Raw genomic sequence first — 15896 nt, forward strand, 5'->3', positions numbered from 1 at the left:
AATATGATAGTTGGAAAAATGGCTTTTGCCCGATATTCATTCGGAAAAAGGCCATTTTTTTATTTTGGGGAGGGATGGTTGCTTACATATATAATATTGATTGCAAAGGGGAATACTTCCAATAAACATAAAACCGTAAAGGAGTTATCCCATTGACATTAATCCGCCTTGGTTATGTAGCCATGAGTAATCATGTTCCAAACTGTTCACCATCCCAAACGATGACTTTTGCTCAGTTTTCGAAAATTAAGGACAGAGATGCCGCGATAAGGAAGCTCGAACGTATTTCGATTTCCAATCTTCATAATTGCTGGCGTTTGCTGATTCATAACGAAGCTAATAATATCCAGTTCTTTAGGCTTTCTTCAAAACTAATCCCTTTAGCCAATCATCCAGAAATACCAGAATGGGATTACATCGATCCGATTTCAGAAGAACTGGCTAAATTAAAAACATTCATTACAGACCACCCAAAAATAAGGATAGATTTTCACCCAGATCATTTCGTCATCTTGAATAGTACAAATATCGATATTCTGAAGACATCTTTAAAAACATTAATAATGCATCATACGTTATTGAAAAAAATGGGAGTCGATCCCGAGCACCGCTGCGTTCTCCATGTTGGGGGCGGTTATGGGGAGCATGTTCAGGCATTAGAGCAGTTCATCCATAATTGGGGTTTGATTCCTGAATCGATTCAGAGAATGGTCATTCTTGAGAATGATGATACTACCTATACTTTATCGGAAACTCTTTATTTATGTGAGAAATTAGGGATTCCGATGGTTTTTGATTACCACCATTACCTCGCACATCAGTTACCAAGTGAAGATTGGAAAGATCATTGGAACCGTATATTAAATACCTGGAGTATTTCGAAGCTACCTCCTAAAATGCATATATCAAGTCCAAGGTCCGATAAGGAATTTCGAGCACACGCTGACTTTGTGGATATAGGAATGTTCATGGAATTTTTGCAACAAATAAAGGGAAGCTTACCACAGCTTGATTGCATGATTGAAGCAAAACAAAAGGATGGTGCACTTTTCCGATTGATGGATGAGCTAAAAAGTTACAAAGAAATAGAAATCATAGATGATGCCAGTTTTTATATTCATTAATTGGTTGGAGGTACATTTGAAAAAGGGAAGTAACTAAGATTCTCTTTATCAAAAATAATTGTTTACATAACATAATTATTGTTAACATAAATGAATCTAACAACAAATGAGGAAAAGAAATCCCGGGACCAATTTTATTTGTTCTCACAGGAATAAATTGTAATTAATGCTGGACATTTCTTAGCAGGGGAAATCGGTGGCGTTTCCCTTATATTAATATAGAAAAGAGACAATATTAAAAAAAGAAAAACAGTTTTGTTTAATATCGTATATTTTAATAAAAAATTATAATAAAAGTCAAAAAGCGAGCTTCATATTTCACTTTTAAAGCTGTTGTTTTAATTTCTTAGAGTCAATAATCGAGTTCGGATTAAAAAAGCCATATGAGGCTATAGAGGCGGTTAATGGAGGTTGGTAGATTTAAAACGATTTTTCGGTTTTTTTATAAGAATATTCCGAATGTAACAAAGGACCTCTATTGATACATTCGAAAACGCGTTATATCAAGGTTTATAAGGGTATCAAAATTTATAAAACTTGCCTTTTTTTCACCTGTTCACGTACAATGAAAGAAGGGGAAAGGGGAATGAGCCATTCATGCAAGCAACCTCTCAAAAAATAAAGAATGTCCAGCCGATACGCCGGTTGGATCACATAGAAAAGATGAAAAAGTCATTATTAAAATATTGCAGCTATAGGGATTATATGATGTTTTCAATCGGGATAAACATTGGGTTACGTATAGGGGATCTTTTACAATTGCGGGTTAAAGATATTCTTGAGGGTACGCATATAGTCATTGTTGAGCAAAAAACTGATAAAATTAAGAGATTCCTGGTTAATCCTCAACTACGGAAGGAAGTAAGGAAATATGTCCGGAAGTCGAACCTGAAGAATGAACAGTATTTATTTCCGAGTCGAAAAGGAAATGGTCCAATCACTAGGGTACAGGCTTATCGGGTGCTGAATAAAGCAGCTGAAATGGCAGACATTCCGGATGTCGGTACACATACCCTTCGGAAAACTTTCGGCTATTTGCATTATCAAAAATTCAAGGATATTGCTTTACTGCAGCAAATCCTTAATCATTCCAATCCAAAAGATACAATGATTTACATAGGACTCACACAGGATTTAATGGACGAAACATTGATGGATTTCTATTACTAACTGACCGGGGCGATTTATAGCCGACCAGTATTACTCAATTTTTTATTTATTACCACATTCCTATAATAGGGAGGTATTCAGCGTAAAATTATTTCAATATAACTGGATGGTATCGTTGAGGAGAGGTGTAAGAGGAAGAGCTTCTCCGTTCCAGAACTAGCGGAGTGGGGAGCATAATGCAAACACTTTTTTATTTAGTTGATGTAGATTGGAGTTGGGTACGCTTTACAAGAAAAAAAAGACTTCAGTGAGAGTTTCGAAAATTACCAAAGCTCGGACCGAGTAATGAAATTGGGACGCTGTTTTTCATACGGAAGTGAAGTACTTGCATGCATTTGGAAAGTCCTTGGAAAATAAATGATTTTATCATACCATGCCGAATGGGAAAATTGTAACAAATACTTGCGCTGAGAGAAAGTGTCATAGTTTGCAACATTTTAATCGGAGATAAAACCAGCTAATACCCCACCAAGATATTATCTGGTTATTTGTTATGAACACTTAGCTGTGAATAGAGCGCATTTTTCACTCCAGAAAAGAGCCCGATTGTGAAGATCCTTGTTTAAACTTTATTCAAGATAAGCCCTATTAAACGTTAGAACAGTTACAAAACTCCCTTATAATTTACTTCTTCATTTATTCTATTGGAAACTGCTGTGGATAGGTAGATATCATCAAAATAATTCCTCGGAGCACAGATGAAAAATATAACGATTGTTTCCTCGGCTCCTTTTCTCCCATTAATTCAAATCTTTTGCATGGCAACTCAAACTGTTAGTGTTTCCTCAATAAGGAGATGGCTGTATTTAATCAACTCTTCATCAGCCCCTGGCTGAGTTTGCAAGTGCAGATAGAACCGATGGACTTCCACGTTTTTGTATATATTATTAATGGCACCATTGACTATATATTCAAGCTGCTTATTTGGTATCTCCAAGATGATTGCTTCTGCCTTCACTTCAACCACTTCCCTGATGCTGGCCTACGAAAACAATCGGCAACTCGAAAATTATCTGCCAAGTCCTTTTTGCCGATAATAAATAAAGCTTTGTAATTCAATTCACCTAATCGTTCCATTGCTGAGGTCATTTCATCCAGAAATCAGCGGGCCACTTACGCATGCGCCCGCAATGATGCCTGAGCATTCGAACAATGTGGTTTTTGTACGGACTATCGATAACGATTTGATATGTTGGTGAATGAAGGGCAAGCACTGGCAACTTATCTATATGGAGGACAATCTGTCCCGGGTGGAATGGCCTGCAATCGTTGCCTGATTAAGTTATAGGTAATCCATTAGTGCCAATACATCTTCAACATAGTTTGCATGTTTTATAAAGTATGGTGATTTACCTGCACCAAGGCCATCATAAGTAATCACTTTGTTTTTTATTATTTCTCCATATTTACTTTGCGATATAGAGCATGAACCATGTCATTAGTCCTTTTTGAACAACTAATAAATCATATGATCTCAAAAATGAATAAAAATGACTCATATAGTAGTTACCATAATTATATTATGGTAACTATTCTTTCTATTCCTTTTGGAGCACGATTTGTAGTTGCATGAACAAATGCTTCAGCAAACCCTGTCTATCCAGCCACTTCTATCAGTAAATCTAAAGGTTGAATGCGAGGTAACCGATTATAACGCGATAAGGTATATGAGCTTGCATCTTCAGGGGTATCTTTTTCTAAACGATCATCATGTGATTTAGATTTATTAATATTAATGCCCTCATGTGAACCCAAATTATTTTAAACCCATGTAAGACGCTTTGCTAAAGATAAACTCATCGATAAACGAAAACGGTTGTCCCATTCACTTTCGCTGTTTCCCATTCTTCACTCGAAGCTTAATACTCATCAAAATTATGATGTAATCGCCCCCCTATAACCTATACATCCCCTGAACGGATATGATTTCTAAGCTCATTTAGAGCAGCAATTTCTCCTAATAAGAGCTATTAATATTGCCTTCATCATCATAAACGTGTGTTTTTTCCAGCGTTTCGGTAAAAAATCCAGTAGCGCATGTTTAGGTAATTTTCTTTTCCCAGTATCATTCATTTCCCGAAAAGCATATAAGGCATTCATTAATGAATTTACTCCTGCTTAGTTTACTAGTTAAACTAGCAGAGTTTGTTGACTTTTTATCAACACTTTAGAAATAAATAAGCACATTTAGTCAATTTGATCAATATAATGTAAAAAAATTAGGAGTGAACTAATGTGTCTTGGCTAATCATCTTGGCTTTTGCTGTTTCATCCAGTGTCGATAATTTAGGAGTAAGTATTTCTTATGGAATTCGCAAAATACGGATAGGCTTAGGTGCCAACTTTTTGATTGGGTTTATATGTTTTCTTATGAGTATAACGGGAATTTCCTTTGGAGTTTGGCTTTCCAAGATTTTGCCAGGTATGTTCCCAATGATTATTGGAGCGCTCTTTCTAATTATTATAGGTATAAGAATTATTTTATTAGCTACACCACGTAATAAGAAAGTAGTCGTAAGCCATGACCATAGCAACCCATCTCCAAGCATGAAAGGGGTTTTTAAAAATCCTGAAGCTGCTGATGTCGATAACTCAGGTGAAATTGGCTGGGGGGAAGCTGTGATTCTTGGGGTAGCCTTATCAGCGAATGCCCTTACCAATGGCTTAGGTGCCGGTTTACTTGGGCTTTCACCACTTGCTATTTCACTAACAGCGGCTTTTGGTAGTATTATCAGTGTTTGGGCAGGAGTTAGGTTAGGGCATAAATTAGCTTCCGTTCGTATTGGCTCTTTTACACTAGGTGAATTCGGAACATACATTAGCGGGATCATTATTTTAATAATTGCTATTAGAACATTCTTTTAATATTTACCAAATAACCATTTTCCATTGACAAAATGTCAACACTTAGGTATATTCCACAAGAACACTTTCTTTATTACTCTATAAAAATGCTTGAGTAGAATCGTATCCTCATTTGTAAAACTAGATAAATTTCGAAGTCCGATATGGGAGGGAAGAGTATGTCAGATGATAAACCAAAAACTAGTAAACTTGGTTTGCTGTTAAAAGAATTACTGAAGGAACGCTCATTATCAATGAGAAAACTTAGTGAGTTAACTAACATTGATACAGCAACCATCTCACGGATTATTAATGGTAAGCGAAGAGCAAATCCAGAGCATTTGCAAAAATTTGCCGACTGTCTTGATATTCCTATCGCTGATTTATTTGTAGCAGCTGGTTACTCCATTGACCAAAGACAGGAACAGCAGTATTCAGATATTCATTCGTCTATAGACAGCATTCAAAGTTTCCTCGAATCCTCTGAATTATATAATAAAACGTTCACTATTGAGAGCGTTGAACAGCAATTGACAAAATATCAACTATATTCATACACCGAGGAGGGAAAAGAGACTATTCTAAATGGCTTTGAGAAAAAGCTTATGAAAGTTGGCAGCATAGGTCCGTTCATTAGCCAGTTTAAGGAAATGTTTGATCGGTTTCGCTTAAGAAATGGTACTTCTGCTGAGCTCGCCATCATTGGCAGTGCGCTCATTTATTTTATTATTTCGGTAGATGTTATCCCTGATTACATTTTTCCAATTGGGTATTTAGATGATGCAATCGCAGTAAAACTTGTTTTAAATTCATTATCAACAAAAGCATGAGACTAAACATAAAAACGATTCTGACAGGTGATATTCCAAATGAAAAAAAATGTAAGAATAAATAAGAAACGAAAGCTAAGAAAACTCCTTTTCACAGTTCTTTTATTATTTGTAACAGTAGCCATTTATGTTATTTATCAATATAAAAATGGATTGTCTGAAGCGAGTAATGGTAAGTATAAGAGCGATCAAAAAACGTTTGAAGACTTCCAAGGCACTGAACCTCAATTTGGAGAGATTAATATTTTATTATTTGGAAATGATTCACGGGGTGAGGAGCATGCACGTTCTGATACCTTAATGATCGCTCATTATAACCAAAACACTCATATTATGAAAATCGCTTCGATTATGAGGGATACATATGTGGATATTCCTGGTCATGGTATGCAAAAAATAAATGCCGCTTTTGCATTCGGCGGGCCTGAATTAGTAAGGAAAACGATTAAGGAAAATTTTGATGTGGATATTAATTACTATGCCGTTGTCGATTTTGAAGGGTTTTCAAAAATAGTCGATATCGTTGCCCCTAAAGGAGTCGAGGTCGATATTCCATATGAAATGTCCTATGGAATTGGGATGACACTGCATCCAGGTAAACAAATATTACATGGTGATAAATTGTTAGGCTATGTTCGATTTCGCCACGATCGTCTAAGTGATTTTGGCCGGGTGGAAAGACAGCAGGAAGTAGTCTTAAAGATCAAAGAACAAGCCGTCAGTGTTCATAGTTTGGTAAATCTACCAAAGATCCTTGGAGTGGCTGACCCTTATATTGATACAAATGTAGATACTCCAACTATTCTATCAATTGGCAAAGGGTTAATTGCTGGGAAATCAAAAAGTATGGAAAGTATTCGGATACCAGTTCAAGATTCATATGAGAATGAAACGGTTAACGTGGGAGCTGTGCTTAAAATTGATATCAATAAAAACAAGCAAGCTTTAAAAGCCTTTTTAGAATCAACTGAAGATGAAAGTAATATCAGTCAATGAGGTAGGACCACTGACCACGATATAAAAGTCATTTGTACGTGGCCTTTTTTGCATGTTTACTAATTTGAACATAATTTTCTACGAGTATTTGAGAATAATGTTAAATTATTGAACAAATAGATAACTTTTTAGAGAGATGAGGTTTTTTCATGAATTACGAATTATTTCAATCAATTAATCAACTTGCGGGTCATCATCCTTTATTGGACGAGTTTATGGTCTTTGCTACACAAAAAGCATTGCTGATTTATGCGGTATCGTTAATTGCGATGTGGGTTTTTGGGAAAGAAAAACATAAACATACAGTCGTCTTTGCTGCTATGACGGGGGTATTGAGTTTATTCATTAACATTGTTATTGGTCTTATTTACTTTGAACCCCGTCCATTTGTAACACATAATGTTCATTTATTACTTTCACATGCCGCTGATGCCTCTTTTCCAAGTGACCATACTACAGGTGCATTTGCATTGTCTTTAGCGGTCTTATTACGCCACCGTAAAATCGGATTTGGAATGGTCTTGCTTGCGTTATTAACCGGTATCTCTCGTGTATATGTGGGTCACCATTATCCATTTGATGTACTTGGCAGCATTGCTGTAGCGACTATTGTAAGTATATTTATTTATAAGATTAGCCCCTTTTTGCAGCCGATTCCTAGGATGGTCATCCATATATATAATAAAATTCCGTTAGTTCCCAAAAATGGTCAAAGTGAAAAAAGTTATTAATCCTTTGAAACGGAAAGCAAAATAATAGAAACACACACGGTGAAGAAAAAGAAAACAGAGACAAATATTAATAGACGATTAGATGGTCCAATCATGCAGCAGTCAATAAACAGGATGGTATGGATTACAATTCGATTATTACACCCAAATACTTACTAGACCTCATTGTAGGGATTCTAATTATCGATTGTATGGAGATGAGTCCATTCAGAATTTGGATTTGGTTGGCCAAATACTTTATATGCATATAAGGTATTTGGCCATTATTTAAATAATCTTGGTTTCAACAAAGTATATATATAACAAAGAAAATATACTTTTCAAAAATATTTAAAGTAAGATAATTGGTATGTACAAGGAGCATAAAAGTAGACCTTCGTTTCTGAAGGTCTATTTGTTATACATATGTCGAGTTCTGACTCATTAATAGCCATACCTAACACAATATTAACCTCATAAATCAAGATTTCACCATCCATTAATGGGTCGTTTTCAACCAAAGACTGTATTAGGGGATTTTTTGGGGATTAATGTAGATTATTTAAAAGGGAGTATATGGGTGAGTGGAATCAACGTGTATATTACAAATATTTCTGCAGAAAAATGTCCCAACGGAACATATCCCATTAAAATATATTCTGGGCACCCCTTGCTTAATAGCGATATGGTGCCACCCTATAATCAAAAAAGATGACCAGCTTCTTTTGCTGCAAGGGTAATTTTGAAGCTGGTTTTTGCGTTGGTTCCTTATTTGAAATTTGTGAATTTTAATGGTTTTGGAACAAATACCAGGTTGTTTAAATAAACGAGTGCCATAAATGATAATAAGGTCTGAAGAAGATCGTTTTCTAAAGTTTTGTATCCATTATTTTTATAATTGGATACAATATATTTAATTTTCAGTATTGTAATCGCTTTATATAGTTGTTATAGTTAAAATTGTATCCAATATCGAAAGGTGGACGCTGGATTGGATAATGCAAATTCTGGAAGAGATAAATCAACAATTGTTAAAAACGTAACAAAAAGTCTTAGGAAAGCGATTTTGAATGGGACTTTGAAAAAGGGAGAGCGACTCATCCAAGAGGAGTGGGCCGATCGCCTGGAAGTTAGCAGGATGCCCATCCGTGAGGCCCTAACACAGCTTCAACTGGAAGGGTTGGTGGAAATGGTTCCCCATAAAGGAGCGATCGTCACACCGATTACCCGGGATGATATTGAAGAAATTTATCATACTAGGTCTCTGCTTGAAGGCCTTGCAGTAGAAAAATCACTTCCTTACTTAACAAAGGAGGACAAAGAAAAACTAAAGGGAATTTTGATTGAAATGGAAGGAATTCAGTTATCTGATGAAACCAATGAGCATTATATCTTTTTGAATGCGGCTTTTCACGAAACCCTCCGAAAAGGGTGCCCATGGCCAAGGGTTCAAAAAATGGTAGAAACGCTGGGGATCTCCCCCATAGCGCCGAATTTGCTGATTGATTATTACCCAGAAACGCAACGGGAACACCGGATGATATATGAAGCGGCACTAAGAGGGGATCCTGCAGAACTAAGGGCAGCAGTAGAATTTCACATCTTACGGACTAAGAACAATTTAATTACGTATATGGAGTTGCTGAATACTAAAAATCATCAATAAAAGGAGTGTTAATTGTGTATGATTTCGCAATTGTTGGCGGAGGAATTGTAGGATTATCGACAGGAATGGCACTTTACCAGCGTTTTCCTAATGCTAAAGTGGTAGTCATTGAAAAAGAGGCTGTTGTTGCAGATCATCAAACGGGACATAACAGCGGCGTCATTCATTCAGGAATTTATTATAAACCGGGCAGTTTCAAGGCACGGTTTGCCCGTCAAGGAAGCAAATCAATGACGGAATTCTGCCGGTCGCATGGAATTGAACATGATATTTGCGGAAAGGTCATTGTTGCAACAAAGCCAGAAGAGTTACCCCTCTTAGATGATTTATATTCCCGCGGTTTGCAAAATGAACTGGCAATACAAAGAATTGGTGTGGATGAGTTAAAGGAAATCGAACCACATGTCAATGGGCTTGGTGCGATTCGCGTCCCGCAAGCCGGCATCGTCAATTATCGTCAGGTAAGTGAAAAGATGGCGGATATCATCCGGGGCAACGGCGGTGAAATTAAGCTGAAAACAAAGGTCGAGAAAATCAACGAGGATTTTGATGATGTCATCATCGATACGAACAACGGTACCATTAAAGCAAAAATGGTCATTAATTGCGCAGGGTTGCACAGTGACCGTATCGCAGCAGCAGCTGGGTATAAAACTGATATGAAAATTGTCCCGTTTCGCGGTGAGTATTTTAAACTGAAGCCTGAAAAACGCTTCCTTGTCAATCATTTGATTTATCCGGTACCTAACCCGAAGTTTCCATTTTTAGGGGTTCATTTTACTCGGATGATTAGCGGTGAAGTAGATGCCGGTCCAAACGCTGTACTAAGTTTCAAACGGGAAGGTTATAAGAAAACGGACTTCAATGCGAAAGATTTAACTGAAGTTTTAAGCTATAAAGGTTTTTGGAAGCTGGCCAGTAAATTCATGAAGGAAGGGATGGAGGAATATGTCCGCTCTTTTAGTAAAAAGCAATTTACGAAAAGCCTGCAGGAGTTGATTCCTGAAATTCAAGAAGATGATTTAATACCTGCACCTGCTGGAGTACGGGCCCAGGCGTTACAGGATGATGGTAATATGGTGGATGATTTTCATATTATAATGGGGAAACGGACCATCCATGTATGTAATGCACCGTCACCTGCAGCAACAGCCTCGATTGAAATCGGAAAAGAGGTTGTTAACCGCATTCCGGAACAAACACACTTATTGGAAGCTGTATTGACAAAATAAAATTCGTTAAAGAGAGAGGAAGACGCCTCATGTTCAATGGTAAAACAATTTTCATTGCAGGTCATGCACGTTTACCTCAAGGGATGGCAGCGAAAAGTGTCTTTGAAACACTGACCATCACTGCAGAAGTCGATGCTAAATATGGGGTTGTCCTGGAAGCTTCCTGTACACTGGCAACAGAGCATGGCAGGGAATTTATTGGGCGTTTATTAAAAGGGATCAGTTTAAATGATGGTGTTGATGACGCGATTGAATCCATCCAATCTTATTATCGGGGAAAAGCGGCTAACGCACTGATTGCTGCCTTGAAAGACCTCGATCTCCATTTTCAGCAAATTAAAGCAGGAGATAAATCGAAACTACCAAGTTAACAATATAATTTTTCAGAATAATATGTTAAAAAGGTTGACAATTTTACGAAAAAACGTTTTAATGGAATTAAGCCAATATTATGACATTAACACCTTTGGAAAATACCTTTTCAGAATCGTGTAAAGATCATAATGATTGGAAACAGGAAAAATAAATCATACATAAACTGCATATTCGCTGTGACTCTATTTGCATAGAGCAGTGAAGTGAATATAAGCCAGTTGTACAGTTCGATTCCTATTTATTTGGGGATCATGTGCGACTGGCTTTTTATATTTCCCGTTAACTTTGTCACCTATATTACAAATAACAGGAGGAATTATTCATGAGCATTGCAGAAAAAAAGAGAGCAAAGTTCGAAAGGAAAACAGAAAAATACGAGGTGAAAGTTCACCCTCAATCCAGCCGTTTATATCATATTGAAATTTCAAAAGAGGCAATTGCCGCTTTTTTAGAAACCGTATCGAAGGATAAACAGTCTGTTCAACATCTGGAATATACACCATATGCACGAATCATCGTTGCTTCATATTTATTGGATCAAGTGGGTGAAGATTTTGGTGAAGTGCTTCGGAACATCGTTCATGATCGAGAATCCGGAGGCTTCACACTAGGCTTGGAGGGTGTTACGGAAAATACGGATGAATACGTCATTTTTGCAACGGCCATTTCATACTTGCTGGGAACTCCAAACCATGATGCCATGTCAGGAAAATATTATGCCCGCTTTAGTGTTCAAGACACGGATAGTAGTGATTCGTATTTGCGTCAGGCTTATCGTTTATTTACCCTTCATACGGACGGCACCTTTGTAGATGAACCGACGGATTGGTTACTAATGATGAAGATGATCGAACAAAATGCACGCGGTGGAGAATCACGTTTATTGCACTTAGACGATTGGAAAGAGCTTGATATGTATGTGAATCAACCATTATCCAGCCACAAATTCACGTATAAAGCTCCAAAAAGCAAAAATATTGATCAGGAGATTGAAAGATTGACTTTCTTCAATCATAATAACAAACCTGGTATATGTTTTATCGATCAATTCGTTTATCCTGAATCAATCGAACAAGCCAAATATTTACGCGATTTATCCAATTCATTAGAAAGCGATGAAAGTGTGCTTGAACTGGAACTGCCTGTTGGAGATTTAGTTGTCGTAAATAATATATTCTGGCTTCACGGACGCGCTGCATTTGAAAAGGATCCGAACCTGAACCGTGAATTACTTCGCCAGCGCGGAAGATTCAATCAATAGTTTCATTTTGTAAACCCAAATTTTTATTCATCCCCAAACACCATTTTAAGATAAATTCTTTTCAACCGAAGAGTTGGAAAGCAATTTATCTTTTTTTTAGGTTCAGTTAAAGAGTAATCTTGTAAATGGAAGGAATTTACAAGATTAGGGTTCTTTTCTTTTTTATTGCGTAAAAGTCTAAAAAGTATGATGTCTAAAGCACCATTTGAATCTGATGTTAGAAGCTCATTTAAGTCCGACAATATTCCAACTAATTCAGCAATAAAGCTTATGATCTCAAAAAAAGTCACTGATTATCCCACCTCCCTTCATCGCAAGGTAGGACAAATCTCAAAAACATATTCTGGATGTTCTATACTAATTTTATCTCTAATCCTATTTTAACTTATTATTGCCCAATGTTTAATCTAATTGTTTAATAAAATTATAAGTCTCTGGTGCTTTTTGGCTAAGCAATTGATTTTGTTCATTGTTCACATAAAACATGGCAAACGTTTCTGCACAGTATTCCTCTGGGTAGTTGGAAAAATACGTTATCCCCAGGAAACAGCCCATCCACTTCCTTACCCCAAATCTTCAAATAATCCATGTCTTCACGGATTCCATCAAACACTATATTATCAATGGAGTACCCTAGCTCATGCAGTTCCAAATTAACCGATCCATGCCCGTTGCCCTTATCACTTGCTCCGATTTTAACCAATACCGTATGTGATCCGCCCATACCAGGCACATCATCCCAAGTTGTTACTTTATTCAAATAACCCCGCGGAGTTTTCCCCTTAAATTTGGCTGCGGATTGATTTTTTGTTAAATCACCATTAAATAGTTTGGACCCTTACACCACTTTCACCAGTTGTGGCTTTGAAATAAAGATGAACTGTTTATAAAAAAGTCGCACCGTTCGCAAAAAAGATGAACCGAAATTTCCTATATCTTTAAAGAATATCTGTATCACCATTCTCAAGTTTCTCTCTTACATCTGAATAAAATTTAGTGTAATCCGTTTCCCTTACTGCTCGAATAGAAAGTTGTGTATCCTTGCTTAGAGGTTTCTCTTCATCTAGAAAACTGATCATTTCCTTATTATCTTTTACTTCATCGTACATTGATACAAACCAATAATTTAAGAGAACAATTCTCACAAATTCTTTAAGTTCCTCATAATAGAGGTATGTTATTCTATCTGTGCTTTGTCCATGAATATACTTCGAACGTTCATCATACAATTTTTTTATTCTTGAATAGGTTTTATCTTTCTTATCTTTATCAAAAATTAACTTACTTGTATAAGTTGAAACTTTTTCAGCAATTTTCTCTTTGTCATAATTAAATAACGATTCAAGTGATGCGAATAGACATAAAAGTTTTACTGAAATGTTATTAACAGAAAAAGATTGATCAAAATAATCTAGGGCACGACTATATTCTTTATTTTCGCTCATCCTTTTTGTCATTAAATCCCAACGCATATGGAAATTTAGTCTACTAGATTGTAATTTCCAGTTTTTTTCTGAAAACCTAGAAGCATGGTCTAATGGTGAGAAAACTTGCGTAAAAAAGCGTTTTTCTACAAATTCCATTTCTTCATCGTAAACTTCAAAATTTATTACTGGGATAAAAATATCAAGGTTTGTTACTAATCTAAGTACTTTTTCAAGGTATAGGACTTTGTTACATAATTCATCAAAGTTTTTTTCAACGTATTTTTTTATTTTACCTTTTGAAGCTCCATTATTATTTGAAATCTCAATTTCAATTGGGTCATCATTTTCAAAGCAACAATAATAATGTTTTTCATCACCATCAAATGGTATACACCAATAGAAGAGAGTAGGATTTGCTAAATATGGATTAGCATTAAATGCCTCTTCGTATTTCTTTAAGTCTATTTGTTTTAGTTTGAAAGCGAACTCGTCCACACTATAATTGTTTTCCATGGGCTGTAATCCGTATACTATTGCTTCATACTTCAATTTTAACTTTTTCATATTTTCCCCTTTTTGATTTTTATTTTACAGCAAGGGATATTAGAAGTGACCATTTAGTCTAACTTTTCTTAACGTAAGTATCGATCTTTTTATGTCTAAAAGTTAAAACTTTAAGACATTCTAAAATGCAGTAGAATTATTTGTTTATTTTTTCTTGTTTTATGTCTAAAAGTTGGTCTACAATTAACTGTGTAAAAGATTTAAGACTTATAGACAGAGGATGATACATATTGTTAATTGGTTATGCGAGAGTTTCAACTACTGGCCAAGATTTAGAAACACAAAAGGAAATTTTGGAAAATGAAGGGTGCAAAAAGCTCTTTGTTGAAAAAGTAACCGGAACAAGTACAAAACAAAGAACCCAACTTTATGAAGCTATTGAATTTGCCCGAGAAGGGGATACATTAGTAGTAACAAAAATAGATCGTTTAGCTCGTTCTATCATGGACTTAAATAAGATAGTTCATGAATTAGCTGAAAAAGGGGTTAAGGTTAGATTTGTTAAAGAGGATATGAAGTTTGATGGTTCAAACGAAGGAAATAGCTTACAAACACTCCTTTTTAATATTTTAGGGTCTTTCGCACAATTTGAACGTGACCTTATTGTAGAAAGAACTACAGAAGGTAGGGAGAGAGCAAAAAGGCAAGGGAAACATATGGGAAGACCAGGACAAGACGAAAAGACTTTAAAACGAGCTATTAAGCTTTATAATGAACGTGAAACAAACGGAATGAGTGTAAATGATATAGTAAAAGCTACAGGAGTTCCACGTTCCACGTTATATGCTAAAAGGTAATGGGGCTGCTGTGGTAGCTCTTTTCTTATGGAACTAACGGGTCAGGTTAGTTTAATAATGAAACGGTTTTATTGGTATATCGTATATAATATACCCCTTATTTTTCTTTAAAATTCATGTATTCTTCATCAATTAAATCTGATGGAATTTCTTTTTCTTTAACTTTTTTCCATTTTAGTTTTGAAATCATACGATTTATTATTTTCCTATTTTCTATTTCCTTTTTTTGTTTACTGTAACAAGCTCTGCAAATCAAACTATAATCTCTTGGATAATTTTCTATATTGGCATACATCGAGTTGATATTTAGATGTTTAGCAATGCACGTTCTATGCTGACCATCTGAAAATACAAAATGCCCACAATCTCTGGGATGCATTTTAATTGAAAAAACCGACTCTTGGAAACTAGGGTTTTCAAAATAATTATCATTTAGCAAAGATTTTGCTAATTCACGACACGACATAACATTGCTATCATGAAATTCATTACCTTCTTCTATGCTTATACGTTCTGCTTCATCTTCACTTAAATATAAAGAGCACACACCTTTTCTTAATTCATAACAATCAAATTTGCCTAATCGGAAAGAATACTTACATTTGGTTGGATCTAATTCTTTTAATTCATAACTCAAAAGTAAACACTCCCATTCCTTAGAAATTAATAACCTGATTATTTACCTCTCTGGAGCTCCGATTTATAATGTTGGTTCATTTAAGCTTCTTTGCTAGAGTGTTATGTAATTATATTATGACGAAAATAATTAAATATTAATACCATATATTTGCCAAAATTAACTTATTAACCAACTACTTTGAGGTGTAAATTTTATATGAGCAACAAAGAAGATATTCTCGTTAGTTTGAAACAAGAATTACTACGGATTGGTTCTTCCAT

16 protein-coding genes and 1 pseudogene are annotated in these 15896 nt (G+C 35.7%); 11 read left to right on the plus strand and 6 right to left on the minus strand.

The window, feature by feature from the left end:
- Window positions 1-152: 152 nt before the first annotated feature.
- Both uvsE and ACFRAK_RS23740 read left to right on the plus strand, forming a co-directional pair.
- Window positions 153-1124, plus strand: a complete 972-nt coding sequence (gene uvsE / locus ACFRAK_RS23735; protein ID WP_387598749.1) for a UV DNA damage repair endonuclease UvsE — start codon at window positions 153-155, stop codon at window positions 1122-1124.
- Window positions 1125-1721: 597 nt separating this feature from the next.
- The gene (locus ACFRAK_RS23740) at window positions 1722-2294 is read left to right on the plus strand and encodes a tyrosine-type recombinase/integrase (RefSeq protein WP_249595880.1); all 573 of its coding nucleotides are present in this window, start codon (window positions 1722-1724) and stop codon (window positions 2292-2294) included.
- A 766-nt stretch (window positions 2295-3060) separates the two neighbouring features.
- Here ACFRAK_RS23740 and ACFRAK_RS23745 read toward each other — a convergent pair.
- Window positions 3061-3252, minus strand: coding sequence for a hypothetical protein (locus ACFRAK_RS23745; protein ID WP_387598747.1), 192 nt, complete (start codon window positions 3250-3252; stop codon window positions 3061-3063).
- Window positions 3253-4529: 1277 nt separating this feature from the next.
- Here ACFRAK_RS23745 and ytaF point away from each other — a divergent pair.
- From ytaF to glaH, 8 genes are all read left to right on the plus strand, one after another.
- Entirely contained in the window at window positions 4530-5159 is a 630-nt protein-coding gene (ytaF, locus tag ACFRAK_RS23750) for a sporulation membrane protein YtaF (RefSeq protein ID WP_394572623.1), read from the plus strand.
- 158 nt (window positions 5160-5317) lie between these two features.
- Window positions 5318-5968, plus strand: coding sequence for a helix-turn-helix domain-containing protein (locus tag ACFRAK_RS23755; RefSeq protein WP_394572624.1), 651 nt, complete (start codon window positions 5318-5320; stop codon window positions 5966-5968).
- Between the two features lie 39 nt (window positions 5969-6007).
- Window positions 6008-6964, plus strand: a complete 957-nt coding sequence (locus ACFRAK_RS23760; RefSeq protein WP_394572625.1) for an LCP family protein — start codon at window positions 6008-6010, stop codon at window positions 6962-6964.
- A 149-nt stretch (window positions 6965-7113) separates the two neighbouring features.
- A complete protein-coding gene (locus tag ACFRAK_RS23765; RefSeq protein ID WP_387598731.1) occupies window positions 7114-7695 on the plus strand; it encodes an undecaprenyl-diphosphatase in 582 nt (193 codons plus the stop codon).
- A gap of 970 nt (window positions 7696-8665) precedes the next feature.
- The gene (locus ACFRAK_RS23770) at window positions 8666-9340 is read left to right on the plus strand and encodes a GntR family transcriptional regulator (RefSeq protein ID WP_394572626.1); all 675 of its coding nucleotides are present in this window, start codon (window positions 8666-8668) and stop codon (window positions 9338-9340) included.
- Between the two features lie 14 nt (window positions 9341-9354).
- Window positions 9355-10572 (plus strand): L-2-hydroxyglutarate oxidase, encoded by a 1218-nt coding sequence (gene lhgO, locus ACFRAK_RS23775; protein WP_387598725.1) that lies wholly within the window; start codon window positions 9355-9357, stop codon window positions 10570-10572.
- A gap of 29 nt (window positions 10573-10601) precedes the next feature.
- Window positions 10602-10943, plus strand: a complete 342-nt coding sequence (locus tag ACFRAK_RS23780) for a DUF3870 domain-containing protein (RefSeq protein ID WP_098373302.1) — start codon at window positions 10602-10604, stop codon at window positions 10941-10943.
- A gap of 326 nt (window positions 10944-11269) precedes the next feature.
- Window positions 11270-12208 (plus strand): glutarate dioxygenase GlaH, encoded by a 939-nt coding sequence (glaH, locus tag ACFRAK_RS23785; protein WP_394572627.1) that lies wholly within the window; start codon window positions 11270-11272, stop codon window positions 12206-12208.
- Window positions 12209-12231: 23 nt separating this feature from the next.
- On the opposite strand, the gene ACFRAK_RS23790 is transcribed toward glaH, so the two are convergent.
- From ACFRAK_RS23790 to ACFRAK_RS23805, 4 genes and pseudogenes are all read right to left on the minus strand, one after another.
- On the minus strand, window positions 12232-12498 hold the full coding sequence (locus tag ACFRAK_RS23790; RefSeq protein ID WP_387708856.1) for a hypothetical protein: 267 nt from the start codon (window positions 12496-12498) through the stop codon (window positions 12232-12234).
- Between the two features lie 112 nt (window positions 12499-12610).
- Window positions 12611-12694 (minus strand): hypothetical protein, encoded by an 84-nt coding sequence (locus tag ACFRAK_RS23795; protein ID WP_394572630.1) that lies wholly within the window; start codon window positions 12692-12694, stop codon window positions 12611-12613.
- Window positions 12675-12980 (minus strand): annotated as a pseudogene (locus tag ACFRAK_RS23800) (anthrax toxin lethal factor-related metalloendopeptidase); the annotation flags it as partial. The gene ACFRAK_RS23795 and the pseudogene ACFRAK_RS23800, both read right to left, overlap by 20 nt.
- A gap of 166 nt (window positions 12981-13146) precedes the next feature.
- Complete coding sequence (locus tag ACFRAK_RS23805; RefSeq protein WP_387708786.1) at window positions 13147-14199, minus strand: hypothetical protein; 1053 nt, start codon at window positions 14197-14199, stop codon at window positions 13147-13149.
- Window positions 14200-14426: 227 nt separating this feature from the next.
- On the opposite strand from ACFRAK_RS23805, the gene ACFRAK_RS23810 reads away from it, so the two are divergent.
- Window positions 14427-14996, plus strand: a complete 570-nt coding sequence (locus tag ACFRAK_RS23810) for a recombinase family protein (protein WP_394572631.1) — start codon at window positions 14427-14429, stop codon at window positions 14994-14996.
- A 97-nt stretch (window positions 14997-15093) separates the two neighbouring features.
- On the opposite strand, the gene ACFRAK_RS23815 is transcribed toward ACFRAK_RS23810, so the two are convergent.
- Window positions 15094-15633: a hypothetical protein gene (locus ACFRAK_RS23815; protein WP_394572628.1), complete on the minus strand. Its 540-nt coding sequence runs from the start codon at window positions 15631-15633 to the stop codon at window positions 15094-15096.
- Window positions 15634-15896: the final 263 nt, after the last annotated feature.

The sequence above is a fragment of the Peribacillus sp. NPDC056705 genome (assembly GCF_043656335.1).